Source organism: Arthrobacter sulfonylureivorans (assembly GCF_047607445.1).
GTDB lineage: Bacteria > Actinomycetota > Actinomycetes > Actinomycetales > Micrococcaceae > Crystallibacter > Crystallibacter sulfonylureivorans_A.
Genome location: NZ_JBLKRT010000024.1, coordinates 1 through 23,403 on the forward strand (window position 1 = coordinate 1; position 23,403 = coordinate 23,403).

25 protein-coding genes are annotated in these 23,403 nt (G+C 65.5%); 15 read left to right on the plus strand and 10 right to left on the minus strand.

Features of this window, described 5'->3' with window-relative positions:
• Positions 1-344 (plus strand): hypothetical protein (locus ACMX2H_RS12310; RefSeq protein WP_414960776.1); only part of this gene is annotated, 344 nt, incomplete at its 5' end.
• A 42-nt stretch (positions 345-386) separates the two neighbouring features.
• Here ACMX2H_RS12310 and ACMX2H_RS12315 read toward each other — a convergent pair.
• From ACMX2H_RS12315 to ACMX2H_RS12330, 4 genes are all read right to left on the minus strand, one after another.
• Positions 387-1,250, minus strand: coding sequence for a neutral zinc metallopeptidase (locus ACMX2H_RS12315; protein ID WP_414960777.1), 864 nt, complete (start codon positions 1,248-1,250; stop codon positions 387-389).
• A gap of 507 nt (positions 1,251-1,757) precedes the next feature.
• Positions 1,758-2,693 (minus strand): COX15/CtaA family protein, encoded by a 936-nt coding sequence (locus ACMX2H_RS12320; RefSeq protein WP_414960778.1) that lies wholly within the window; start codon positions 2,691-2,693, stop codon positions 1,758-1,760.
• 4 nt (positions 2,694-2,697) lie between these two features.
• On the minus strand, positions 2,698-3,444 hold the full coding sequence (locus ACMX2H_RS12325; RefSeq protein ID WP_414960779.1) for an ABC transporter permease: 747 nt from the start codon (positions 3,442-3,444) through the stop codon (positions 2,698-2,700).
• On the minus strand, positions 3,441-4,391 hold the full coding sequence (locus tag ACMX2H_RS12330; RefSeq protein WP_414960780.1) for an ABC transporter ATP-binding protein: 951 nt from the start codon (positions 4,389-4,391) through the stop codon (positions 3,441-3,443). Before ACMX2H_RS12330 ends, ACMX2H_RS12325 begins: the two co-directional genes overlap by 4 nt.
• A 223-nt stretch (positions 4,392-4,614) precedes the next feature.
• Between ACMX2H_RS12330 and ACMX2H_RS12335 the strand changes: the two genes are divergently transcribed.
• The 7 genes from ACMX2H_RS12335 to ACMX2H_RS12365 all read left to right on the plus strand — a co-directional run bounded on the left by ACMX2H_RS12335 (position 4,615) and on the right by ACMX2H_RS12365 (position 10,622).
• Positions 4,615-5,385 (plus strand): helix-turn-helix transcriptional regulator, encoded by a 771-nt coding sequence (locus ACMX2H_RS12335; RefSeq protein WP_414960781.1) that lies wholly within the window; start codon positions 4,615-4,617, stop codon positions 5,383-5,385.
• The gene (gene sufB / locus ACMX2H_RS12340) at positions 5,385-6,869 is read left to right on the plus strand and encodes a Fe-S cluster assembly protein SufB (RefSeq protein WP_205754503.1); all 1,485 of its coding nucleotides are present in this window, start codon (positions 5,385-5,387) and stop codon (positions 6,867-6,869) included. The genes ACMX2H_RS12335 and sufB overlap by 1 nt, the downstream gene beginning before the upstream one ends.
• On the plus strand, positions 6,869-8,152 hold the full coding sequence (gene sufD / locus ACMX2H_RS12345; RefSeq protein ID WP_136786798.1) for a Fe-S cluster assembly protein SufD: 1,284 nt from the start codon (positions 6,869-6,871) through the stop codon (positions 8,150-8,152). Before sufB ends, sufD begins: the two co-directional genes overlap by 1 nt.
• Positions 8,152-8,511, plus strand: coding sequence for a non-heme iron oxygenase ferredoxin subunit (locus tag ACMX2H_RS12350; RefSeq protein WP_414960782.1), 360 nt, complete (start codon positions 8,152-8,154; stop codon positions 8,509-8,511). The genes sufD and ACMX2H_RS12350 overlap by 1 nt, the downstream gene beginning before the upstream one ends.
• 58 nt (positions 8,512-8,569) lie before the next feature.
• A complete protein-coding gene (gene sufC / locus ACMX2H_RS12355; RefSeq protein WP_414960783.1) occupies positions 8,570-9,331 on the plus strand; it encodes a Fe-S cluster assembly ATPase SufC in 762 nt (253 codons plus the stop codon).
• Positions 9,332-9,333: 2 nt separating this feature from the next.
• Positions 9,334-9,663, plus strand: coding sequence for a metal-sulfur cluster assembly factor (locus tag ACMX2H_RS12360; RefSeq protein ID WP_127512512.1), 330 nt, complete (start codon positions 9,334-9,336; stop codon positions 9,661-9,663).
• 167 nt (positions 9,664-9,830) lie between these two features.
• Positions 9,831-10,622, plus strand: coding sequence for a Pr6Pr family membrane protein (locus ACMX2H_RS12365; protein ID WP_414960784.1), 792 nt, complete (start codon positions 9,831-9,833; stop codon positions 10,620-10,622).
• Between the two features lie 139 nt (positions 10,623-10,761).
• Here ACMX2H_RS12365 and ypfJ read toward each other — a convergent pair whose 3' ends face one another.
• Entirely contained in the window at positions 10,762-11,664 is a 903-nt protein-coding gene (gene ypfJ / locus ACMX2H_RS12370) for a KPN_02809 family neutral zinc metallopeptidase (protein ID WP_414960785.1), read from the minus strand.
• Positions 11,665-11,810: 146 nt separating this feature from the next.
• On the opposite strand from ypfJ, the gene ACMX2H_RS12375 reads away from it, so the two are divergent.
• Entirely contained in the window at positions 11,811-13,409 is a 1,599-nt protein-coding gene (locus ACMX2H_RS12375) for an ABC-F family ATP-binding cassette domain-containing protein (protein ID WP_414960786.1), read from the plus strand.
• A gap of 108 nt (positions 13,410-13,517) precedes the next feature.
• On the opposite strand, the gene ACMX2H_RS12380 is transcribed toward ACMX2H_RS12375, so the two are convergent.
• From ACMX2H_RS12380 to ACMX2H_RS12390, 3 genes are read right to left on the minus strand one after another with little or no spacing between them, the layout of a single operon-like run.
• Entirely contained in the window at positions 13,518-14,420 is a 903-nt protein-coding gene (locus tag ACMX2H_RS12380; RefSeq protein WP_414960787.1) for an SURF1 family cytochrome oxidase biogenesis protein, read from the minus strand.
• Positions 14,421-14,672 carry a hypothetical protein gene (locus ACMX2H_RS12385; RefSeq protein WP_136786791.1) on the minus strand — a complete coding sequence of 84 codons (252 nt, stop codon included), beginning with the start codon at positions 14,670-14,672 and terminating at the stop codon, positions 14,421-14,423.
• A complete protein-coding gene (locus ACMX2H_RS12390) occupies positions 14,669-15,247 on the minus strand; it encodes a DUF3099 domain-containing protein (protein ID WP_414960788.1) in 579 nt (192 codons plus the stop codon). The genes ACMX2H_RS12385 and ACMX2H_RS12390 overlap by 4 nt, the downstream gene beginning before the upstream one ends.
• 131 nt (positions 15,248-15,378) lie before the next feature.
• On the opposite strand from ACMX2H_RS12390, the gene fabG reads away from it, so the two are divergent.
• Both fabG and ACMX2H_RS12400 read left to right on the plus strand, forming a co-directional pair.
• Positions 15,379-16,101, plus strand: a complete 723-nt coding sequence (gene fabG, locus ACMX2H_RS12395) for a beta-ketoacyl-ACP reductase (protein WP_414960789.1) — start codon at positions 15,379-15,381, stop codon at positions 16,099-16,101.
• 261 nt (positions 16,102-16,362) lie between these two features.
• Positions 16,363-17,115: an SDR family oxidoreductase gene (locus ACMX2H_RS12400; protein ID WP_414960790.1), complete on the plus strand. Its 753-nt coding sequence runs from the start codon at positions 16,363-16,365 to the stop codon at positions 17,113-17,115.
• A 408-nt stretch (positions 17,116-17,523) separates the two neighbouring features.
• On the opposite strand, the gene ACMX2H_RS12405 is transcribed toward ACMX2H_RS12400, so the two are convergent.
• Both ACMX2H_RS12405 and serB read right to left on the minus strand, forming a co-directional pair.
• Positions 17,524-19,410 carry a transketolase gene (locus tag ACMX2H_RS12405; RefSeq protein WP_414960791.1) on the minus strand — a complete coding sequence of 629 codons (1,887 nt, stop codon included), beginning with the start codon at positions 19,408-19,410 and terminating at the stop codon, positions 17,524-17,526.
• Positions 19,411-19,572: 162 nt separating this feature from the next.
• Entirely contained in the window at positions 19,573-20,466 is an 894-nt protein-coding gene (gene serB / locus ACMX2H_RS12410; protein WP_136786825.1) for a phosphoserine phosphatase SerB, read from the minus strand.
• Positions 20,467-20,573: 107 nt separating this feature from the next.
• Between serB and ACMX2H_RS12415 the strand changes: the two genes are divergently transcribed.
• From ACMX2H_RS12415 to ACMX2H_RS12430, 4 genes are all read left to right on the plus strand, one after another.
• The gene (locus ACMX2H_RS12415; RefSeq protein ID WP_364647777.1) at positions 20,574-21,362 is read left to right on the plus strand and encodes an ABC transporter ATP-binding protein; all 789 of its coding nucleotides are present in this window, start codon (positions 20,574-20,576) and stop codon (positions 21,360-21,362) included.
• A gap of 15 nt (positions 21,363-21,377) precedes the next feature.
• Entirely contained in the window at positions 21,378-22,154 is a 777-nt protein-coding gene (locus tag ACMX2H_RS12420; protein WP_414960792.1) for a sulfite exporter TauE/SafE family protein, read from the plus strand.
• Complete coding sequence (locus ACMX2H_RS12425) at positions 22,151-22,957, plus strand: TrmH family RNA methyltransferase (RefSeq protein ID WP_414960793.1); 807 nt, start codon at positions 22,151-22,153, stop codon at positions 22,955-22,957. The genes ACMX2H_RS12420 and ACMX2H_RS12425 overlap by 4 nt, the downstream gene beginning before the upstream one ends.
• Positions 22,958-23,106: 149 nt before the next feature.
• A complete protein-coding gene (locus tag ACMX2H_RS12430; protein ID WP_414960794.1) occupies positions 23,107-23,364 on the plus strand; it encodes a type B 50S ribosomal protein L31 in 258 nt (85 codons plus the stop codon).
• Positions 23,365-23,403 lie beyond the last annotated feature (39 nt).

The window sequence follows — 23,403 nt, forward strand, 5'->3', positions numbered from 1 at the left end:
AAATGACACAGCCCACGCCCGGCGTGTTCACCGTGACCACCCCGGCCGGCCGGACCTACACCGACCGGCCCGGCGAAGACCACACCACGCCCGGCCAACCCGCCTACCCGCCCTCCGTTACCGCCGCGCTTCCGACAGACCACAGGCAACGCATCGAACCCTTGGTCGTTCACCCGCCGACGGGACCGGGGCCAGCAGGCAGCTCCAACGACGACGGTCGGCTGCCGCCCTGGCACCCGGTCCACAAGAAGCAAGCAGCAGACCACCGGAACGAACCACCGGCAACCGATCGGCTGCACGACGGGCCGTCACCGAACCAACAGCACGACCCGCCACCCTTCTAAAGCCAAACGACTCGAAAGAGGTCAGACCTGTTGGCCAGATCTTTACTGTTGCGACGGTAGGCATGCCAGCACGCCGCCGGTGCGTCCGACATTGAAGTTCGCAACCCGCTCGGCGGAGTTGCCATGGTCCTGCGGGCTCGTCCAGGGGGTGTTTCCGCCGAGGGAACTCAGCGCAGTAACCAGTTCTTCCTGGTCACCTTGTTCAAGAATGAGAGTTCCATCTGCAGCCGCACCGTACAGGGTCGCGCCGGCCAAGCAGTCAGCCTGCAGCTCATAGGCCTGGGACCGGAGGCTGGGGGCGAGCCGGTTCGCGATTGCATGGCTCCATTCGTGAGCGATGACCAAGTAAGGCCAAGCGTCTCCGAATTGGAATCCGCGCTCCATGAGCGAAGCGTCCCAGGCCACGTAATCCTCAGGAATGCAATAGAAGGCGTTGTCCGGTAGAAGTGGTTTGCCCGCGCAAGTGGGTGTGTTGCTTGGGTTTCTGCCATCGTATAGTCCAACGACCGTTGGCGGCGTGTATGTCCCGGTGAATAGTTCACTCCAATGAGTGCGCCAGAACTGGTCCGTGATCGCCTGGGCTGTCTGAATATCGGCCAACTCCTCTGAGGTGATGGCGTACGTGGAGATTGCGGCCGGGCCTGCATCAGAAGCATCTTCCCCCGCTACTTCCGCTGGCAGCCTATGAACGTATTGCGAATAATGGCCGAGTGCCTGCACACCGGGCCCCTCGATAGGGGTACCACCCCCGTCCACTCCGGATCCTATTTCTGCGGAGTCCGCCCAGCCCTGATTGGCGGTCGAAGAGCCGGAAGCGCCGGAACTTCCGCATCCGGATAATGCTAGGGTCGTTGCCAGCACGAGACCAGCAATCACGCCCCATCTGTTTTTGGTTTCACCAGTCATGACCTCACTCGACTTTCCAACAGTATGATCCTCATCGAGATGGAGTTCCGACCGGGATATCACCTACAGGTAAAGGGGTACAAGGGGCAGAGGAGAAACAACCGGTTCAGAGATTTAGATGAAACACTTCACCGATTCGGAGTGCTCAGCCGGGACTGGCGCAGAGGCCTAACCGAGGCCCCTAGGGATGCCGGGTCGAGTCCCGCCGCTGGGTTCAGAGCCGTTCCGGGAGGTACTTGCGATGGGGCGCAGCTGGCTCAGGATGGCGAACAATTACACGGGCCATAATCCCCCTACGAACCCGGGATCTCGCCGCTGGCCACTTAGGGGATCACGGGGCTGCCCGGGCTGGCTCAGCCTGCCAGCCAGTACTGTGCCGCTGCTCCATCGCTACTGATCCATCATGATCAGGGGCGTCGATAGAGGGTGACGCTTGTCGACCCGACCGGCATTCCGTACCTGGCTGACTCGTTCGCCTACTAAGGGCGACTCGTTCGCCTACTAAGGCTAGAGCGGGAACTTGCCCGTCGAACGGTCCCACACGTTCGTCGCAGCCACAGTGAGCAGCGCTGAGCCGAGCATGTGCAGCAAGACCAAGCCGATGGGCAGGCCGGTGAAGTGCTGCAGGTAGCCGATGCCGCCTTGGAGCACGATCACGGCGGCCAGCCACCACAGGCCGGTGCGCAGTGGCTGCGCGGTTGCGTAACGGTAGGCGAGCACCAACGCCAGGACGGTGGCAGCGACCAGCAGGTAGACCGGCACCACGTGGATCCGTGTGACGAGGTCTGCGTTGAAGTCATGGCGGGGGGCGCTGGCATCGCCAGCGTGGGGGCCGGTGCCGGTAACGATGGTGCCAAGCACGATGGAGGCGGCGGAGGCAGCGGCGATGGTCCAGCCCAGCGTGCGCTGGATGCTGGGGACGGGAGCGACGGCCACGGCCGTGCCACCACGCAAATACATTCCCGTTCGGTTGACCAGCAGGGTGGCCACCGCCACGAGGGAGGCAGAGGCCAGGAAGTGCAGGCTGACCACCCACGGATTCAATCCGGTCCAAACGGTAATTCCGCCAATCAGGGCTTGCACCGGGATCACGCAGAGCAGTCCCACGGCCAAGCCGAACAGGGTGCGGTGCTGCCGGCGCATGCGCCACAGCGAGACCAGCATGGCGACCGCGATGATGGCGAGGATGAAGGTCAGCGTGCGGTTTCCGAATTCAATCAGACCGTGGATGCCCATTTCCGGCGTCGGTGTCATGGAGCCGGGGACGCAGTTGGGCCACTGGGAACAGCCAAGGCCAGACTTGGTCAACCGCACGGCGCCGCCGGTGATGATGATGCCGATCTGCGATACCAGCGACGCAATGGCCAAGCCATGGACGGTTCGGTTGACGGAGGTCGGCAGCCGGTCCAGGAGATCGCGGGACTTGGGGGTGGCGGTGGTCATTGACTTAGCTCCATTTGAACCAGCGGATGGCGGCTAGGCTGGCCACTACGGTCCAGACCAGCAGCACGATTGATGCGGTGAGATTGAACTGCGCGTCGATCAGGGCGCTGCGCAGCGCGTCGCCTAGGGCAGTCGAAGGCAACAGGTGGGCGGCGGGCTCGAAAACGTCGGGCCAACTGGCCACCGGGAAGAGGATACCGCCAGCAGCTGCCAGCAGCACCCAGAGCAGGTTGGTAATGGCCAGTGTGGCCTCCGGCCGGACCGTGCCGGCAATCAGCAGGCCCAGCGAGGTGAAGGCTGCGGCGCCCAACACCAGTTGCGCGGCCGCCGGCAGCAAGCCGCCCAATGCAGGCTGCCAGCCGAGGAACAACAGAGCGGTCCCGCCCACCACCACAACCTGGATGACCATGACGGCCAGCACGGCGATGATCTTTCCGAGAATCAAACCGCTCTGCCCCAGCGGGGTGGTGGACAGGAACCGCAGCACGCCGTAGCGGCGATCAAAGCCGGTGGCAATCCCTTGCCCGGTCAGTGCAGTGGACACGGTGCACAACGCCAAGACCCCTGGAGCTGCCATGGCGATGCGATCGTCAGTGTAAGTGTCGAGCAGCGGTGTCACGGTAAGGCCGATCAGCGCCAGCAGCGGAAGGATGATGGCAATCAACAACTGTTCGCCATTGCGCAGCATGCCCATCGTTTCGTAGCGGCCCTGAAGGGCGATCCGGCGGATCAAAGCGGCTGGAGCGCTCATCGCAGATCCTTCCCGGAGATATCGAGGAAGACATCCTCAAGCGAGCGGGGGGCCATATGAATGGACGCCGGCATAACATTGTGGGCCGCCCATTCCGCGGCCAACGCGGCCAGCAGCGCTGGGGACAGCTGGCCGGCCACTGTGTAGCGGCCTGGAACCGTTTCGACGGCGGCGAACGGCTCGGGCAGGGCGAAGGCCAGCCCCGGGGGCGCGTCAAAGGTCAGCAAACGTTCGACGCCGGTGCTCTCGTCCGTGGCGGCGGTCAGTTCCGCGACGGTGCCGTGCACGACGGTCCGGCCTGCGTCGATGATGAAGACGTAGTCGGCCAATCGCTGGGCATCGTCCATGAGGTGCGTGGTGAGGATAATGCCAAGGCCCTCGGCACGCAGCTCCTGAATCAAATCGAAGACAACGGCACGGGACTGCGGATCCAGCCCCGCGCTGGGCTCGTCGAGGAAGAGGACTTCCGGATCGCCGACCAGGGCGGCCGCCAGGGCCACCCGCTGCTTCTCTCCGCCCGATAGCCGGCGGATGGGGGTGTTGGCGAAGCCCTGAATGCCAAGCCGTTCCGCCAGTTCGTTCACGCTGCGCGGGTTCTGGTACATCCCAGCGACGTGCTGCAGCAGCGCCAGTGGCCGGATGGCTTGCGGGAGCCCGCCTTCTTGGAGCATGACGCCCACGCGGCTGCGGAGCTCTGCTCCCGCCCGGTAGGGATTTTGGCCGAGGAGTCGGACGGTCCCGCCGTTAGGGGGCATCAGGCCCTGCGCGCAGGCGAGGGTAGTGGTCTTGCCGGCGCCGTTAGGTCCGAGAAGTGCGGTAACCTGCCCGGGGTAGGCGCGAAGATGGACCCCGTCGATGACGCGGACCATCTTGTTATCCAGGGCCTCGACTGGCCCCAGATCTTTCACGAGTCCCTGGATGTCGAGGCAGGGTTCGGAGTTAGGCACCCGAACATTCTACGGGACGTAGAGCGGACAGGCTAAGGAGAGCCGACCGGGCCAAGGGCGGACTTCCGGGCAAAGGATGGCCAGCCCAGTCAGGGACGGCGGAGCGGGCCAGAGGTGCCCGACCGCAGACCAGAGCCAGTCGGTCCAGTGAGGGCCGGCTGGGCTAAGGACTGCCTTACTGGTGGGGCGGAACAGAATACGTCATGATTGTGTTGTGTATTCCATGACCAGTAGTGCTTCTTTGCGTGCCCAGGCGCCCGAGTCCGAAGAGCGGACGCGGGACCGGGTCTTGAATGCCGTTTTGGAACACGGACCCGTCAGTGCGGCGGATCTCGGCAGGATCCTCGGCTTTACGCCGGCGGCCGTCCGGCGTCACCTTGATGCCCTGTCCCGCAAGGGCTTGATCGAGGTCAAGCTCACCGCCAATTCCGCCACCGGCGCCGGCCGTCCGGCCCGAAAGTACGTGCTCAGCAGGCAGGGTCAGACCCGGCTGGGTGACGACTACCTGGACATCGCCCGTACGGCGTTGGCAGCGCTGGGTGAGGCGGCCGGCAGCGAAGCGGTCGCAGAGTTTGCCCGGAACCGGTACCGAGACATGGAGGAGCGCTACCGCCCGATCGTGGAAGCAGCGGGGCCGGATATTGAAGAGCGGGCCAAGGCCCTGGCGGAGGCGCTGAGCGCCGACGGCTTCGTCGGATCCACCACGGTGGTTGGATCCAAGGCGCCGCACAGCACCATGCTGGCAGTCCAGCTTTGCCAAGGGCACTGCCCGGTGCAACAGTTGGCCGCGGACTTCCCCGATTTCTGCGACAGCGAAACTGAAGTTTTTTCCCGGCTGCTCGGAGTGGATGTCAGGCGACTGTCCACGCTGGCCGGCGGGGGACATGTTTGTACGACCCACATCCCGGTGGGCCGAACAAGGTCTGCGGTTCGACCCGTCGAACCGGCGACAGGAACCAGACGAGTATCCATCAATCTGCAAGAGAGGCCGTGATGACGGACCAAGTGGATCAGAGTATGAGGAACGCGGTCGGGACGACCGATGTAGCCGACACCACCATTTCCGAAATCCTGGAAAAAAACCCCGAGCTTCATGGCATCGGTAACTACGAGTACGGCTGGTCCGATGCGGACACCGCCGGCGCCAATGCACGCCGCGGCCTGAATGAAGAAGTCGTCCGCGACATTTCAGCCAAGAAGGGCGAGCCCCAGTGGATGCTGGACCTGCGCCTGAAGGGCCTGAAGTACTTCGACCGCAAACCGATGCCCACCTGGGGTGCCGACCTGTCCGGTATCGACTTCGACAACATCAAGTACTTTGTGCGCTCCACGGAGAAGCAGGCGGGCAGCTGGGAAGAGCTGCCCGAAGACATCCGCAATACCTATGAGAAGCTCGGCATTCCCGAGGCGGAGCGCAACCGGCTGGTGGCCGGCGTCGCCGCCCAGTACGAGTCCGAGGTTGTCTACCACCAGATCCGCGAGGACCTGGAGGCCCAGGGCGTGATCTTCCTGGATACCGACACTGGCTTGAAGGAACACCCGGAGATCTTCCAGGAGTACTTCGGTTCGGTCATCCCGGTGGGTGACAACAAGTTCGCTTCGCTGAACACCGCGGTCTGGTCCGGCGGCTCCTTCGTCTATGTGCCCAAGGGCGTCCACGTCGAGATTCCGCTGCAGGCCTACTTCCGGATCAACACGGAGAATATGGGCCAGTTCGAGCGGACCCTGATCATCGCCGACGAAGATTCCTACGTGCATTACATCGAAGGCTGCACGGCACCGATCTACACGTCGGACTCGCTGCACTCCGCCGTCGTCGAAATCATTGTGAAGAAGGGCGCCCGCGTCCGCTACACGACGATCCAGAACTGGTCGAACAACGTGTACAACCTGGTGACCAAGCGCGCCATTGCGCACGAGGGCGCCACAATGGAGTGGATCGACGGCAACATCGGTTCCAAGGTGACCATGAAGTACCCGGCTGTCTACCTGACCGGCGAACATGCCAAGGGCGAGACGCTGTCCATCGCGTTCGCGGGTGAGGGCCAGCACCAGGACACCGGCTCCAAGATGGTCCACATTGCCCCGAACACCTCGAGTGCCATCGTGGCCAAGTCTGTGGCCCGCGGCGGCGGCCGCTCGGCCTACCGCGGCTTGGTTCAGGTTCGCGAGGGCGCGAAGAACACCAAGAACTCCGTGGTCTGCGATGCGTTGCTGGTGGACACGATCTCGCGTTCCGACACCTACCCGTACATCGACGTCCGTGAAGACGACGTCACCATGGGCCACGAGGCAACCGTGTCCCGCGTCAGCGAAGAGCAGCTGTTCTACCTGATGTCCCGTGGTCTGCCCGAGGACGAGGCCATGGCCATGATCGTGCGCGGCTTCATCGAGCCGATCGCTCGGGAACTGCCGATGGAATACGCACTTGAGCTGAACCGCTTGATCGAACTGCAGATGGAAGGGTCCGTAGGTTAATGACTGAGATCACTGAGAAGGCACGTATCGGTGCTCCGGCCATCGACGGATTCACCGAAGAGGGCGAAAACCTCTCCCCGCTCAACGCTGCGGCAGGTCCGCTGGCGGGTGCCAGCGCCAAGAGCCACAGCCACGGCGGCGGCGTCGGGGTCCCGGACAGTTCACGTGCCGGCCGTCTGACCTCGTACAAGGCGGACGACTTCGGCCAGCTGACCGGCCGCGAGGAAGACTGGCGGTTCACCCCGCTCAAGCGGCTGCGCGGCCTGCAAAGCGACGCACTGGTCGGTACCGCACCGACCGTCACCGTCAGCGGTCCCGAGGGTGCAGAGCTGCCCGCCGGCGTTGTCGTTGAAACCGTCGGCCGGGATGACGCACGCATCGGCGTCGCCGGCATTCCGGAGGACCGTGTCTCGGCGGCTGCCTGGGAGGCCTTCAAGGAAGCCACCGTGGTGACCATTCCGGCCGAGGCACAGTTGGAGACCGGCGTCGCCGTCGTGATTGAGGGCACCAGCACCGAACTCTCCGCCCAGCACGTGGTCATCGTGGCCGAAAAGTTCTCCAAGGCCGTGGTGGTGCTGGACCACAAGGGCAGCGCAACCGTCTCCCAGAACGTGGAGATCGACGTGCAGGACGGCGCTGACCTCACCGTTGTCTCGGTGCAGGAATGGGCCGATGACGCCGTTCACGCCTCTTCGCAGCAGACCCGTGTGGGCCGCGACGCGAAGTTCAAGCACGTGACCGTCACCCTCGGCGGCGATCTGGTCCGCGTGACCCCGTCCACCCGCTTCACCGGCACCGGCGGCGACGCCGAAATGTTCGGTCTCTACTTCGCCGACGCCGGACAGCACCTTGAGCACCGGTTGTTCGTGGACCACGCAGTCGCCAACTGCAAGTCCCGCGTGCTGTACAAGGGAGCCCTGCAGGGCAAGAACGCGCACACCGTCTGGGTGGGCGACGTGCTGATCCGCAAGGAAGCCGAGGGCACCGATAGCTACGAGGCCAACCGGAACCTGGTGCTGACCGACGGCGCGCGCGCCGATTCAGTGCCGAACCTCGAAATCGAAACCGGACTGATCGAAGGTGCCGGCCACGCCAGCACCACCGGCCGCTTCGACGACGAGCACCTGTTCTACCTGATGGCTCGCGGCATCCCCGAGGACGTCGCCCGCCGACTGGTGGTGCGCGGCTTCCTCCACGAGATCATCCAGCAGATCCGGGTTCCCGCCCTGGAAGAGCGTCTCAACGCATCGCTGGAACGCGAACTCGAGGCGGGCAACCTCTAATGAGCGAAACTCCGCGCGGCGAACTGGTGTGCAACGCCTCGGACGTACAGGTCAATCAGGCGGTGCGCATCCTGGTCGATGACTATCCGGTAGCCATCGTCCGGGACTCCGAGGGCGAACTGCATGCCATCGGGGACACCTGTTCGCACGCGGACGTCTCACTTTCCGAAGGCGACGTCGAAGGCTGCACGATCGAGTGCTGGGGCCATGGTTCCCAGTTCGATCTGCGCACCGGCGAGCCGCTGAGCCTGCCGGCGTTCGAACCCGTCCCGGTGTTCGCGCTGACGCTCGACGGCGACAGCGTCTACGTCGACGTCACGAACGTCCTCAACGGGGCGCCAGCTCCGGACCTCAACTAAAACTTCAACACGCGAACTTACGCCCGCCCTCACCGGGCGCAAAGGAGAAAGCAGACAGATGTCTACTCTTGAAATCAAGGACCTGCACGTCAGCATTGACACCGAGCAGGGCAGCAAGGAGATCCTCAAAGGCGTCTCCCTGACGATCAACACCGGCGAAATCCACGCCATCATGGGCCCGAACGGTTCCGGCAAGTCCACCCTGGCTTCCACCATCGCCGGCCACCCGCGCTACACCGTGGACTCCGGCAGCATCACGCTGGACGGCGAAGATGTGCTGGCCATGAGCGTGGACGAGCGTGCCCGCGCCGGCTTGTTCCTGGCCATGCAGTACCCGGTCGAGGTACCCGGCGTGACCATGACCAACTTCCTGCGCACCGCCAAGACCGCGCTCGACGGCGAGGCACCGAGCCTGCGCCACTGGACCAAGGACGTCAAGGAAGCGATGAGCCAGCTGCGCATCGACGCCGACTTCGCTCAGCGCAACGTCAACGAAGGCTTCTCCGGCGGCGAAAAGAAGCGTGTGGAGATCCTTCAGCTTGAACTGTTCAAGCCCAAATTCGCCATCATGGACGAGACCGACTCCGGTCTGGACGTGGACGCGCTCAAGGTGGTCTCCGAAGGCCACAACCGGGTGCACGCGGACGGCGCCATGGGCACCCTGCTGATCACCCACTACACGCGCATCCTGCGCTACATCAAGCCCAACTTCGTGCACGTCTTCGTGGACGGGCACATTGCCGAAGAGGGAGGCCCCGAACTGGCCGACCGCCTCGAAGAAGAGGGCTACGACCGCTACCTGACCCCTGCAAAGGCCTAATTATGACTGAAGTCAATGCCCCGCAGACGTCCCTGGAGGACGTCGAGGAAGCGCTCAAGGACGTCATCGACCCTGAGTTGGGCGTCAACATCGTGGACCTCGGCCTGCTCTACGGGCTGAAGTACGCCGACGACGGTGCCCTGCTGATCGACATGACGCTGACCACCGCCGCCTGCCCGCTCACCGATGTCCTCGAGGAGCAGACCGGCAAGGCGCTGGACGGCGTCGTCGACGAGTGGCGCCTCAACTGGGTCTGGATGCCGCCGTGGGGTCCGGAGCGGATCACCGACGACGGCCGCGACCAGATGCGGGCGCTCGGCTTCAATATCTGATCTTCTGCATGACTAACGACGGCGGACCGGTCACCTTCGGGTGGCTGGTCCGCCGTTGTCTGTTCCTGCGTGTGGTCTTCCGTCTGGGCCTCGGCAGCAGCGGCTCTGTCTGGTGCCCGGCGGCGGCGGCTCTGTCTGGTCCCCGGCGGCGGCGTTAGGATCGGCATATGGGTGTATCGACCGTTGGGAAGGCACAGGGACGCGGACGCTATGACGAGGTCCATGTCGCTGCGGCCTTCCACGGGCTGACGGCCCTGCTGGCGGTGGTGGGCATCGCCCTCGGAATTACCGCCGTGCCTGCGTCGCCCGGATATGCTGCCGCGCCTGCGCATGCGTGGTGGAACTACGCCAGCGCCGCGGGTGTCCAGGCGGCCCTGCTGGTCTTCGTGGTGAGCCTGACCTTGCTGATGGACTCGGCAATGGCCGGGGGACGATTCTGGCGTGCGGCACGGACGGGCACGCTGGCAGCCATGCTGCTGGTCTTCCTGGCCCAGTTCACACCCTTCCGCGGATTGCCCGACACAGCTGAGCTGACCGTGGCCGGGGTGATGGCGGACCGGCTGCTGCTCTACGCGCTGCCGGTGGTTGTAGTGACCGGCTGGCTGATCTTCGGTCCGCGTCCCCGAATCAGCACCGGTGCTGTGACCTTCGCGCTGGTCTTCCCGGGTTTCTGGCTGCTCTGGACTGGCCTCAGGGGCGCGATCACCGGCTGGCTGCCCTATGCCGCCGGACCGGCTCCGGCACCGGGGCAGCTGCTGATGATGGGCATCGGTCTGATTTTGCTGTGGCTGGGAGCCACCATGGTTTTCCTGCTGCTGGACTCGACGATGGGTCGGGAGCCCGACGGCTATCTGCCGGGCTTCGGTCCGCCCGACTCCGCTGCGGGCAATAATTCGGACGGCCCGCCCTTCGCCGAGGGCGTCCGCGAGCCGGATCCGGTCGATCCGCGGGACCTGTAGCACTAGCCGGACCATGCACTAGAGGGCCCTACAGCGATGTTCTTGGGCCGCTCAGATTCTCAGGGCCGCCGTCGCGCGTGATCGACTGAGGCGGCTGCCGGGCGAGGTTCAGGCGGGCCGCTTTTGGGTGTGGGCTGACTCAGGCGGGCCTATCGAGGTTCGTCGCGGAGAAAGTGTCGCAGCGGCCGGCATCGCCGGTCTGGTAGCCCTGCAGGAACCAGCGCTGGCGCTGCTCGCTGGAGCCGTGCGTCCAGGTGTGGGGATTGACTTGCCCGGTGGCAGACTGCTGGATGCGGTCGTCGCCCACCGCGGCGGCGGCGGAAAGAGCGTCCCGCAGGTCCTGCTCCGTCAGCGGCTGCATAAAGGGCTCGCCGGTCCGCTCGTCGATCTGTTCGGTCGCGTTCGCTGCCCACACGCCGGCGTAGCAATCGGCCTGGAGTTCCACCCGGACCGCGCCGGATTCCGGACCCTGCGGATCTTGCTGGGAGTAGTCGATGGCCCCGGTCAGATTCTGGATGTGGTGGCCGAACTCGTGTGCCACCACATACTCCTCCGCCAACGGTCCTCCGCTGGCGCCAAACCGGCTGGTCAGCTCAGCGAAGAACGAGGTGTCGAAATAGGCGGTCTGGTCACGTGGGCAGTAAAACGGGCCCACGGCGCTGCTCGCACTGCCGCAGCCGGTGCTCACCCCGCCGTCGAAAAGGACAGTCTGCGGGGCCGGATACTGCATGTTGTAGCGGGGCAGGTAGCCGGCCCAGAAATCATTGAGGCTATTGACCGTTCCGACGATCCGGCAATCGGTGCGTTCGTTGGCGTCGGCACCGGTGAGGCATTCCTGCTGCAGGCCCAGTCCGCCTGCCTGCTGCTGTTCCTGGCCGCTGCCGCCCAGCCCGAATCCCTCCAGCACGTCTGCCGGGACACCCAGCAAGCTGGCAATGAGCACCAGAAGACCGCCGCCGCCAATGGCGATCTTGCCGCCCAGGCCGCCTCGGCGGTCCTGCACTTGGGACGTGTCCAACCGGGAGCCGCGGGAGAAACTCATGAGCCAACAATAACGGTCCTGCCCGCGGTCGGCCCGGTGGGGGAGGTGTGCCGATGCCGGTAGACTGGAAAGGTTGATTTCCGCCCCGTCCCGTCCTGGACGGCGCCCGGGCATCTCGTCCCGCACTCTCTTGAAAGGCCGCCACTGTGATTACAGTCAATGATCTTGAGCTGCGTGCAGGAGCCCGCCTGCTCATGGAGGCGGTGTCCTTCCGTGTGGATAAAGGCGACAAAGTAGGGCTGGTGGGCCGGAACGGCGCCGGCAAGACCACGCTGACCCGGGTTCTGGCCGGCGAGGGCCTGCCCGCCGCCGGTACCGTGGTGCGCAACGGAGAGATCGGCTACCTGCCGCAGGATCCCCGGACCCCGGATATGGAACAGCTCGCCCGCGACCGCATCCTCTCGGTCCGCGGTCTGGACGTGGTCACCCGCAAACTCCGCAAAGCACAGGCGGACATGGCCAGCAGCGACGCCGAGGTCCAGGCCAAGGCGATGCGCCGCTACGACCGGCTGGAAGCCGAATTCATCTCCGGCGGCGGCTACGCGGCGGAAGCCGAAGCAGCCGCCATTTCCTCCAATCTGGCCCTGCCGGAGCGGATCCTGAACCAGCCCCTGAGCACCTTGTCAGGTGGCCAGCGCCGCCGCGTGGAGCTCGCCCGGATCCTCTACTCCGGCGCCGAAACCATGCTCCTGGACGAGCCGACCAACCACCTTGACGCCGACTCGATCAGCTGGCTGCGCGAGTTCCTGAAGAACCATCAGGGCGGGCTGATCGTGATCAGCCACGACACCGGCCTGCTGGAAGCGACCGTCAACAAGGTCTTCCACCTGGACGCCAACCGCGCCACCATCGACATCTACAACATGAACTGGAAGCGCTACCTGCTGCAGCGCGAAACAGACGAGCGCGCCCGCAAGCGCGAGCGGGCCAACGCGGAAAAGAAGGCCCAGGTCCTGATGGACCAGGCGAATAAGATGCGCGCCAAGGCCACCAAGGCCGTGGCGGCGCAGAACATGGCCAAGCGCGCCGAACGGCTGCTCAGCGGCCTGGACGAGGTCCGGGCCCAAGACAAGGTGGCGGCGCTGCGCTTCCCGGACCCGGCACCGTGCGGCAAGACCCCGCTCACCGCGGAAGGCCTGAGCAAGTCCTATGGATCACTGGAGATCTTCACCGACGTCGACCTGGCCATCGACCGGGGCTCCCGCGTGGTGATTCTGGGTCTGAACGGCGCTGGCAAGACCACGCTGCTGCGCATGCTGGCCGGCGTGGACACCCCCGACACCGGCGATGTGCTGCCCGGCCACGGCCTGAAGATCGGCTACTACGCCCAGGAACACGACACTCTGGACGTGGCACGGACCGTGCTGGAGAACATGCGCACCGCCGCCCCGGATCTGCAGGACGCCGAGGTGCGCAACATCCTCGGTTCCTTCCTCTTCTCGGGCGACGACGTCAACAAGCCGGCCGGAGTGCTCTCCGGCGGCGAAAAGACCAGGCTGGCGCTGGCTACGATTGTGGCCTCGTCGGCGAACGTGTTGCTGCTGGATGAGCCCACCAACAACCTGGACCCGGCCAGCCGCGCGGAGATCCTGGGGGCGCTGCGCAACTACAGCGGCGCCGTCGTTATGGTCAGTCACGATGAAGGCGCGGTCGAGGCCCTGAATCCGGAGCGTGTTGTGCTGCTGCCGGACGGTGTCGAGGACCTCTGGAACGAGGACTACCTGGACCTGGTCACGCTGGCCTAAACCGCCGCACAGCCTCGAACCGAAATTGCACGGCGCTTAGACACCTCCGCTCGTCCCTCGCTTCGGCGATGCGCGCCTTAGCAATTCCGGTTCCGGCAGCGCTGGAGTTCAGTCGTCTCGACTGAGCAGGGAGCCGTCGGTGCGGAAGCCTTGGGCATCCAGCAGGGCGTCTTCCTCTTCCTCCGACGTGGGCCGGTTGCGGCGGCGCTTCGGGGCTACAGCGGCGCGCGGGGCCGGATTGGCCTGATGGTAGCCGCTCAAGGCTTCTTCTTCCTCGGTCAACCGGCCGTGGTGCGCGTGCTGCCGGGCAGCGTAGCCGTAACCGACGAACAGGAGAACGCCGAAGGCGTACCACTGCATGGAGTAGGAAAGGTGCGGGCCTTCATCAATGGCGGGTTTCGGGATTTGCACCGGTTGATCGGCAGCAGCGGGGGACTCCGCCGCCATCAAGCCGTAGCTGCCGGTGTAGATCGGGTAGCCCAGTTCGGCCGCATAGGCATCCAGGTTGATGGATGCGAGCTGTCCTTCGGGGGCACCGCGGCTGACCGCCCCTTCGCCCGGCTTAACGCGCGCGACGACGGTGACCTCGCCCGTTGGAGCGGCCGGAATGGCGTCCGGGTAGCCGGCCTGGTTGTTGCCGATCGGCAGCCAGCCACGGTCAATGATGACTGTCGGCCCGTCCTTGAGCCGGAGCGGGACGAGTACTTCGTATCCTGGCCGGCCGTTCAGCGGCCGGTTCCTCACAATTCGCTGATTCGCGGCGTCGTACTCGCCATTGAGGACCACTGGAGTCCACTCGACCGAATCGTCGGCCGTGCTGAAAATCTTTGGGACATCGCTGAACGGCACCGGGTCGGCGTCGTAATGGGTCTCGACGGCGGCGATGGTGGCGCGCGCTTGGTCGCGGCGGTCCATCTGCCAGTTGCCCAGCATCACGCAGACCGCGGCGAGCAGGGCAACAATCAGCAACCAGCCCAGCCACTTGCCGCTGAGCAGGAATCGATAGGACATTCAGGCACCGCTTTCCGGTATAGCGGGTTCTTCCAAGGGAAGCGTTTCCTTCCACAGACTTCGCTGGACCAGGTAGTCCTGCAGCCACTCGCGATGCCCGTCGCAGGCGAGCCAGACCTTGCGGCGCTCAGGGGTATGGATTTTCGGATTGTTCCAGAGCAGCTGCCATTGGGCGTTCTCGCGGCAGCCCTTCCGCGAACAAATCAGTGTCTCGGCGGTTGCTGCACCGCCGAGCTGGCCTAAGAGGTTCATGCGGCGGTCTTCCGTCGGCGCCGCTTGACCACGGGGCTCAGGCTTCCCATGAAGGCCGCCGATTGGTCATAGTGCTCTTGTTCTGTGGTACTGGGCGCTGGACCGGCTGCGCCCGCTGATGCCTGCGGTTCGTCTGCGACCGGATCTGTTGACGCCCGTTGTCCCGGCACGGTGGATGCGGAACTCTGTGCCGGCGCCGGATGCTGCCCCATGTCGTCGATAACCACCCCGGTCAGGAAGTCGCCGTCCTCGTTCTTTCCGCTGTCGTCACTGGCTGTAGGGGCTTCCAGTTCCGGGAGCGGAGCTTGGTCCAGCAGTGCGGTGCTGTGTGTCAGGTGCGATTTGTCGCTGCCGCCATTGGCGATGATCACGGCTATCCATGGCAGGAAGACGGCGCCGGCCACGAAGAACCAGCGGAACCAGGCGTCGATGAAGAAGAAGAGCAGCAAGCAGGCCAACCGGATGCCCATGGCGAGCGTGTACTTGACCATGCGCCGGTGCATCTCGTCGGTGTGGCTTTCGGGGACGTCCGTAATGCTCAGGACTTCCGGTTTTTCGTCAGGCTGCTTGCTCATCACACTCCATCAGGGCTGTATCAATTCTCCCACGATGGCCTGAATGTCTAAAGCCGACGCAACGAGTCCCCTGCCGCAGGACCTCCCGGGCTAGGATTCCATAGGAAAACAGCAGCTTCTTGGAGGTAAGTGTGAGCAACGAACAGCAGACCGGCCGCAGCGTGCTGGTCACCGGAGGCAACCGCGGCATCGGCTTGGCCATCGCCCGGGCCTTCGCAGCGAACGGCGACAAGGTAGCGATCACCTACCGCAGCGGCGAGGTGCCCGAAGGACTTCTGGGTGTAAAGGCCGACGTCACGGACGCCGGGTCCGTGGATGCTGCTTTCACCGAGGTCGAAGCAGCGCACGGTCCGGTGGAGGTGCTGGTGGCCAACGCCGGCGTCACGCGCGACACGCTGCTGCTGCGGATGAGCGAAGAAGACTTCACCAGCGTGGTGGACACCAACCTGTCCGGGGCGTTCCGGGTGATCAAGCGTGCCTCCAAGGGGATGATCCGGCTGCGCAAGGGTCGCGTGGTGCTGATCTCCTCAGTAGTGGGGCTCTACGGGTCGCCCGGCCAGATCAACTACGCCGCCTCCAAGGCCGGCTTGGTGGGCATCGCACGGTCGCTGACCCGCGAACTCGGCTCCCGCAACATCACCGCCAACGTGGTGGCGCCGGGATTCGTCAACACGGAAATGACCGCTGTGCTCCCGGAAGACACGCAGAAGAGCTACCTGGCTTCAATCCCTGCGGGCCGCTTCGCCGAACCCGAGGAAGTGGCCAAGGTGGTCCGGTGGGTTGCCAGCGACGAAGCTGCCTACATCTCCGGCGCGGTGATCCCGGTGGACGGCGGACTGGGTATGGGCCACTAAGCCGGCAAGCAGGCCGGCCCGCGTTTTGAAGGTGGGCGGCCTGCGGGGCAGGTCGACCGCCCGTACTGGAGGTGGGCGGCCCGCGTTGCACGTGGGAGGTCCGCGGTGCAGGTGGGCCGCCCGGGTTTTGTGGGCTTTCTACAACGGATAAGGCTTCGGGGACTGGCAAGATGGAACCCGAAGCCTTATCCGGTTAAGCGTTTCCTACAACGGCCGGCCGGAACACCACAGAGAACTCAGTGAGAATTTGAAGGAGCAGCCATGGGCGCACTGGATGGAAAAGCAGCAATCGTCACCGGATCTTCCCGCGGTATCGGGGCCGAAGTGGCCAAACTGCTCGCCGCCGAGGGCGCAGCGGTAGTGGTCAATTACCGCCAGAAGGCTCCGCGGGCCAACAAGGTCGTGTCGCAGATCGAGGAAGCGGGCGGCCGCGCCGTCGCTGTCGCTGCCGACCTCACTGCTGAAGAGGGCTCGCAGGCACTCGTGGACGCCGCCCAGCAGAACTTCGGCGGCCTCGACGTGCTGGTGCTCAACGCCTCCGGCGGCATGGAGACGAATATGGGCGAGGACTACGCGTTGCGTCTGAACCGGGATGCCCAAGTGAACATGCTCAAGGCTGCGGTCGCGGTGATGCCGGCAGGCTCCCGGGTGGTCTTTGTCACCAGCCACCAGGCGCACTTCATCCGCACCGTGCCGACCATGCCGGAATACGAGCCGGTGGCCTTGAGCAAGCGCGCCGGCGAGGATGCGTTGCGCGAACTGTTGCCGGAACTGGAAGCCAAGGGCATCAGGCTGGTGGTGGTTTCCGGCGACATGATCGAAGGCACCGTGACCGCGACCCTGCTGGACCGCGCACGCCCGGGCGCGCTCGAGGCACGCCGTGCCGAGGCCGGGAAGCTGTACTCCGTGGAAGAGTTCGGGGCAGAGGTGGCGAAGATGGTCACCGCCGACGTGCCCTCCGGTCACACCGAATACGTGGGCGGGGCCGGGTCCTTCCAGCAGTCCCAGGGCTAGGGGTAGGCAGGCGCTACGTTGTTGACGGCGGCTGATGGATCGGTGGCCACCCACCGCGGTTCCGACCGCAGTGGGTGGACGCCGTGACGCGGCAATGCCGGGCATGCCGGCCCAAAATCCTCAAAGCTGTCCGTAGCGGGTGCTACGTTGGCCGCAACCTTGGATATTCAGGAGGTAGCGAAAATGGCTGAGGCACATTCCCGCGGGGTCGGGTTTGATTTCATGGAACCGAATGCGTGCGGGCGCTGCGACGCCTGCGACGATATGCCGGCGCCGGCAATCTGTGAGGACTGCTCATACGACGAGAACGGCAACTTTGTCCGGCTCGTGGAATGGCCCTGCCCGGCCGCCGAGGCCTCCCTGGCGGCCTAAGAGGCGGCGCATGGCAACCCTTCTGCGGCTAACAGGCTAGCCGCGGACCAGGCTGCGTGCAGCCTCCGCGATGTGCCGGGCCGAGATGCCTGCCGCCTCCAACAGTTCCGCTGGCTCACCGGAGGCGGGCAGTCCTTGCACGGCCAGGCGGACCAGTTCGAGTTCCGGGACCTGAGCCTCAGTTAGCGCGTCGGCGACCGCTGACCCGAGGCCGCCCTCGGGATAGTGGTCCTCAACGGTGATGATCCGACCGCCGGTGGCCCGGCACGCGGCCAGCAACGTTTCCTGGTCGATCGGCTTGATCGAGTACAGGTCAATCACGCGGGCGGCAATGCCTTCATCGGCCAGTTGGGCGGCTGCACCAAGGCATTCATGCACGGTGACTCCGGCGCCGACGAGCGTGACGGCGTCGTCATCAGAGGCTCCGTGAACTTTTGCGCCGGCCAGAGGGAACTCCTCGTCCGGCTCGTAGAGCACCGGGTAGTCGCCGCGGGTGGCCCTTAGATAGCAGATGCCAGGGGTGTCCGCCATGGTCTGGACGAGCCGGGCCGTGGAAGGCGCGTCGGCCGGATAGAGGACCGTGGAGGTGTGGATCGCGCGCATGGCCGCGAGATCCTCAAGAGCCATCTGGGAAGGCCCGTCCTGGCCGATCTCGACGCCCGCATGGGTGCCGACCAGGCGGATGTTCAACTCTGAGACGCCGGCCATCCGGATGAAGTCGTAGCCGCGGGACACCAGAAAGGCCGCAAAACTGGCGGCGAACGCCACATATCCGCGCACGGACAGCCCGGCCGCGGCAGCCACCATTTGCTGTTCGGAAATGAACATCTCGAAGAAGCGGTCCGGCGCGGCCTTGCTGAACTCACCGGCTTTGGTGGAATTCCCCACTTCGCCGTCCAGCATCACCACCTCGGGCCGGGCGGCCAGCGCAGAGACCGCGTCGCCGAAGGCGGTCCGGGTGGCGACGGCGTCGCCCACGGTGTAGCTGGGAAGTTTGACGGTGGCCGCCGGGTTGGGTTTGATGGCGGGCACGCCGGAGGCCGGCGCCTGGGTAGCGATCCGGATCTGGGTGGGTCCGCCCAGCGCCTTAATGGCAGGTTCGGCGATGTCCTCCGGCAGCGCCTTCCCGTGCCAGCCGTTCTTGTCTTCCACCTCGGGAACGCCCTTGCCCTTGATGGTCCGCGCCAAGATGACGCTGGGCTGGTCGGTGGTGGCCCGGGCGGTGGCGAGGGCGTCATTGATGGCGCCCAGGTCATGGCCGTCGATGGGCAGCGGTTGCGCGCCGAAGGCCCTGACCCGGTCGGCGTAGCGGTCCAGGTTCCAGCCCAGCTCGGTCGGTCCGTTCTGGCCCAGCCGGTTGACGTCCACGATGGCGGTAAGGTTTCCCAGCCGGTAGTAGGCGGCCTTGTCCAGGGCCTCCCACATGGACCCTTCGGCCAGCTCGCTGTCGCCGCACAGCACCCAGGCCTGGTAGGGCAGCCGGTCCAGGTACTTGCCGGCCAGGGCAATGCCGACGGCGTCGGGCAGCCCCTGGCCGAGGGATCCGGTCGCCACGTCCACCCACGGCAGGGCAGGAGTGGGATGGCCCTGCAGCCTGCCGCCGAGCTGACGGTAGGTATCGAGCAGCTCGGTTTCGTCGACGGCGCCGGCGGCACGGAAGACGGCATAGAGCAGCGGCGAGGCATGTCCCTTGGAGAAGACCAGATGGTCGTTCGCGGCCAGCTCGGGACGCTGCCAGTCATAGCGGAGATGGTTCACCAACAGCACGGCCATCAGGTCGGCGGCGGACAGCGAGGAGGTGGCGTGGCCGGACCCGGCCCGGCTGGTGACGCGGATTGAATCCACCCGCAGTTGCGCAGCCAGGGCGCGGCAGCGCTCCGCCAGGCTTGGATCCCAGGTGGTGGATGCGGACTCGGTGCTCATCGCTGACTCTCCTTCACGGAAGGTTCAGGGAATCCCGGCCCCCGTTGCACTCATCGGCAGCACTGTCCGGGGATGACCAAACCGACCCTACTCCCGTACGTGGCCCGGCGACAGAGCGGAGGTTGCCTCCCCGGTCAGCAAGCGGTGAAGTCCGACCGCGCCTCAGACTCCGGCGAAATAGCGCGCCACATCCAGATAGGGCAGGTTGATGGCGGCATCAGCCGCATCACGGACGGCAGGCTTGGCGTTGAAGGCAACACCCAGCCCCGCAGCGGCCAGCATATCCAGGTCGTTGGCGCCGTCGCCGATGGCGATGGTTTGGGCCAGGTCGATGTTCTCCGCCGCGGCCCATTCGCGCAGCGCAGCTTCCTTCGCGGCGCGGTCCACCACATCGCCGTGCACCGTGCCGGTCAGCACGTCCGCGTCGGTGCCGAGCAGGTTGGCGCGGTAGTACGTGAGGTTCAGTTCCTCGGCCAGCGGGTCCAGGATCTGGCTGAAGCCACCGGAGACAACCGCCACCGCATGGCCGGCGGCCAGGAAGGCCTCCACCAGTTCCTTGGCGCCGTGCGTCAACAGCAGGGACTCGCGCACCCGCTCGATCACGTCCAGCGGGAGGTCCTTCAGCGTTGCCACGCGGGCATGCAGGCTTTCGGCGAAGTCCAGTTCGCCGCGCATCGCCGCTTCCGTCACGGCGGCAACCTCGTCGCGTTTGCCGGCGTGATCCGCCAGCAGCTCGATCACTTCCTGCTGAATGAGCGTGGAGTCCACGTCCATGAGCAGCAGCTTCCGCTCCGTCCCGGCCAGCGACGCGTCCATCACCGCGGTGCCCAGTTCACCGACGAGCACGGGGGCCAGCGCCGCCCGCAAAGCAGCGAGACCGTCGGAGGCGCCGCCGTCGTACTCCACGGTCAACACGGTGACCTGGAAGCGGTCGTTGGCCGCGTTCTCCAGTTCAACGATCTTTCCGCCGGCCCCGGTGACTGCGGCCTGCACGGCGGCAAGGTAGGCATCGGGCAGTTCCCGGCCGTAGGAGACTACGCGGAGGAGCGAGGGCATGATGGTTCCGTTCTGCGCAAAGCTGGTGGGGATGGCCGGATCCATCATGGCAGGCTCCGGCGTCGCGTTTGGCGATTACTACGCGTTTTAGCCTACTGTCTACTGATATGAGCGATGTACTTGAGTTTGCCGGGGTCACTGTTGTCCGCGGGCGGAAAACCCTGCTGGACGGCGTCGACTGGCAGGTCAAGGAGGGGGAGCGCTGGGTAGTGCTGGGCCCCAACGGGGCGGGCAAGACCACCCTGCTGCAGATCGCCGGTGCGCGCCTGCACCCCACCCGCGGCATTGCCGGCATCCTGGACGAGACCATGGGCAAGGTGGACGTGTTCGAGCTCCGGCCCCGGATCGGCCTGGCTTCCGCCGCGTTGGCGAACCAGATCCCGGAGCATGAGCAGGTACTCAACGTGGTGGTCACCGCCTCCTACGGTGTGACCGGCCGCTGGCGTGAACAGTACGACAAAATGGACGAGCGCCGGGCCTTCCGCCTGCTGGACGCGTGGGGGATGTCCACCTTCATGAACCGCACCTTCGCCACGCTCAGCGAAGGCGAACGCAAGCGGGTGCAGATCGCCCGCGCGCTGATGTCCGATCCGGAGCTGCTGCTGCTGGACGAGCCCGGCGCCGGGCTTGACCTGGCCGGCCGCGAAGACCTGGTGGAGCGGCTGAGCGAACTGGCCAAGGATGAGGACGCGCCGGCACTGGTGTTGGTCACCCACCACCTGGAAGAGGTCCCGCCGGGCTTTACCCACGCCCTGCTGCTGCGCGAGGGCGGCGTGGTGGCGCAGGGTCCCATCGCCGAGGTGCTGACCGAAGACAACCTCAGCACCGCGTTCGACATGCCCCTCAGCCTCAAGCACGACGACGGCCGCTACACTGCCGTAGCCAAGCGCGCCTAGGCGGTCCCTGCCCCGATGGATCTGCTCAACGCTGCCCTGATTGGGCTGGCCGGGCTGTGGGCCGGCACGATCAACAGCATCGTCGGATCCGGCACGCTGGTCACCTTCCCCGTCCTGGTGGCGCTGGGCTACGCCCCGGTGACGGCCACCATTTCCAACGCGATCGGCCTGATCGCTGGCAATGTGGGCGGGGTGTACGGCTACCGACGGGAACTGGCCGGGCTGCGCCGCACCGTGGCCATCCTGTTGCCGGCATCGCTGCTGGGCGGAATCACCGGCGCGTGGTTGCTGCTGCACCTGCCCGAGGAAGTCTTCGGCATCGCCGCGCCCTTCCTGATCGTGGTGGCGCTGTTCTTCGTCGTGTTCCAACCTAAGCTGCAGGCCTGGGTGCGGGACCGGCAAGCGGCCCAGGCCCGAACCCGCCCGCAGCCGTGGCTATTGCTGGCACTGGTCTACTTCGCCGGGGTCTACGGCGGATACTTCGTGGCCGCCCAGGGCGTACTGCTGGTGGGCATCCTCGGCGTCTTCCTGCACGGCACCCTGCAGCAGGCCAACGCCATGAAGAACGTGCTGGTGCTCGGCGTGAACATCATTGCGGCGATTTCCTACATGCTGTTCGCCTTCGACCGGATCGAGTGGCCGGTGGTCCTGGTGATCGCCGTCAGTTCGCTGATCGGCGCGCTGATTGGATCCGCCGTGGGGCGCCGGCTGAAGCCGGTCGTGCTGCGCGGCGTGATCGTGACACTGGGCCTAGTTGCGCTGGTGGTGCTGGTCAGGAATCTCTTCGCATGAACCTGGTCCGACTGGACTCCGCTGACGACCCGCGGGTGGCTGACTACACACAGTTGACCGACACCGCCCTGCGCCGCCGCCGCGAACCCGCGGAGGGAATGTACATCGCGGAGAGTTCCAAAGTCCTACGCCGGGCGATTGCGGCCGGGCACACCCCGCGGTCCTTCTTCCTGACCGACAAGTGGCTGGACGACCTCCGCGATGTGATTGACCGATTCCCGGACGTACCGGTGTTCATCGGAACGCCGGACGTGCTGGAGGCGATCACCGGATTCCATCTGCACCGCGGAGCCATGGCCGCCATGCACAGGCCTGCGCCGAGGTCCGCGCGCCAGGTGCTGGCCGGCGCCCGCCGGGTGGCAGTACTGGAGGACATCGTGGACCACACCAACGTGGGCGCGATCTTCCGGTCCGCCGCCGCCATGGGTATGGACGCCGTGCTGCTGAGCCCACAGTGCGCCGACCCCTTGTACCGACGCAGCATCCGGGTCTCGATGGGCACGGTCTTCCAGATCCCGTGGGCCAGGCTCCCGGAATGGCCTGCTGGACTGGCAGTATTGGGCAGCGAGGGATTCACGACGGCGGCGCTGGAACTGACCGACGACGCCATCACCCTGGACGAACTCGAGCGACGCACTTTCGACAAATTGGCCTTGGTGCTGGGCACCGAGGGCGCCGGCGTGCAGCCTCGGACGCTGGAGCGGGTGGACTTGACCGTGATGATCCCGATGCGGGCCGGGGTCGATTCGCTCAATGTTGCCGCGGCCAGTGCCGTGGCCTTCTGGGCCTGCCGCCCGGACTAGTCTTCGGTTCGTTGGGGCGAACCTAACGTGTCGCTTCGACGCCAGCCCCGCGAATGCGGTAGAGTTGTGTGCTGGCCCCGATGGGGCTGCCATCTTTCCATCCTTAAAGTCGCTGGCAAAATCCAGGGGCGTGTAGAAAAGGTACAACTATGAAGTCTGATATCCACCCGGCATACGCCCCGGTTGTTTTCCGCGACCTGGCCTCCGGCGTTTCCTTCCTGACCAAGTCCACCGCTACGTCCAGCAAGACGGTGGAGTGGGAAGACGGCAACAGCTACCCGCTGATCGAGGTTGAAATTTCCTCGGAGTCCCACCCGTTCTACACCGGCAAGCAGCGCATCATGGACAGCGCCGGCCGTGTGGAGCGCTTCAACGCACGCTTCAAGGGCTTTGGCGCCAAGAAGTAACTCTTCGCCCCAAGCCGTTCAGCAAAGCCCGCACCGTCT

Coding starts and splice junctions, on each gene's coding strand:
- sufB (WP_205754503.1), top strand. CDS start 5,385: ATGACGGACCAAGTGGATCAGAGTATGAGGAACGCGGTCGGGACGACC.
- ACMX2H_RS12380 (WP_414960787.1), bottom strand. CDS start 14,420: ATGTCCTATCGATTCCTGCTCAGCGGCAAGTGGCTGGGCTGGTTGCTG.
- ACMX2H_RS12405 (WP_414960791.1), bottom strand. CDS start 19,410: ATGAGCACCGAGTCCGCATCCACCACCTGGGATCCAAGCCTGGCGGAG.
- ACMX2H_RS12390 (WP_414960788.1), bottom strand. CDS start 15,247: ATGAGCAAGCAGCCTGACGAAAAACCGGAAGTCCTGAGCATTACGGAC.
- ACMX2H_RS12420 (WP_414960792.1), top strand. CDS start 21,378: ATGGATCTGCTCAACGCTGCCCTGATTGGGCTGGCCGGGCTGTGGGCC.
- ACMX2H_RS12430 (WP_414960794.1), top strand. CDS start 23,107: ATGAAGTCTGATATCCACCCGGCATACGCCCCGGTTGTTTTCCGCGAC.
- ACMX2H_RS12415 (WP_364647777.1), top strand. CDS start 20,574: ATGAGCGATGTACTTGAGTTTGCCGGGGTCACTGTTGTCCGCGGGCGG.
- sufC (WP_414960783.1), top strand. CDS start 8,570: ATGTCTACTCTTGAAATCAAGGACCTGCACGTCAGCATTGACACCGAG.
- ACMX2H_RS12365 (WP_414960784.1), top strand. CDS start 9,831: ATGGGTGTATCGACCGTTGGGAAGGCACAGGGACGCGGACGCTATGAC.
- ACMX2H_RS12425 (WP_414960793.1), top strand. CDS start 22,151: ATGAACCTGGTCCGACTGGACTCCGCTGACGACCCGCGGGTGGCTGAC.
- ACMX2H_RS12385 (WP_136786791.1), bottom strand. CDS start 14,672: ATGAACCTCTTAGGCCAGCTCGGCGGTGCAGCAACCGCCGAGACACTG.
- ACMX2H_RS12325 (WP_414960779.1), bottom strand. CDS start 3,444: ATGAGCGCTCCAGCCGCTTTGATCCGCCGGATCGCCCTTCAGGGCCGC.
- serB (WP_136786825.1), bottom strand. CDS start 20,466: ATGCCCTCGCTCCTCCGCGTAGTCTCCTACGGCCGGGAACTGCCCGAT.
- ACMX2H_RS12400 (WP_414960790.1), top strand. CDS start 16,363: ATGGGCGCACTGGATGGAAAAGCAGCAATCGTCACCGGATCTTCCCGC.
- ACMX2H_RS12315 (WP_414960777.1), bottom strand. CDS start 1,250: ATGACTGGTGAAACCAAAAACAGATGGGGCGTGATTGCTGGTCTCGTG.
- ACMX2H_RS12335 (WP_414960781.1), top strand. CDS start 4,615: ATGACCAGTAGTGCTTCTTTGCGTGCCCAGGCGCCCGAGTCCGAAGAG.
- sufD (WP_136786798.1), top strand. CDS start 6,869: ATGACTGAGATCACTGAGAAGGCACGTATCGGTGCTCCGGCCATCGAC.
- ACMX2H_RS12360 (WP_127512512.1), top strand. CDS start 9,334: ATGACTGAAGTCAATGCCCCGCAGACGTCCCTGGAGGACGTCGAGGAA.
- ACMX2H_RS12350 (WP_414960782.1), top strand. CDS start 8,152: ATGAGCGAAACTCCGCGCGGCGAACTGGTGTGCAACGCCTCGGACGTA.
- ACMX2H_RS12320 (WP_414960778.1), bottom strand. CDS start 2,693: ATGACCACCGCCACCCCCAAGTCCCGCGATCTCCTGGACCGGCTGCCG.
- ypfJ (WP_414960785.1), bottom strand. CDS start 11,664: ATGAGTTTCTCCCGCGGCTCCCGGTTGGACACGTCCCAAGTGCAGGAC.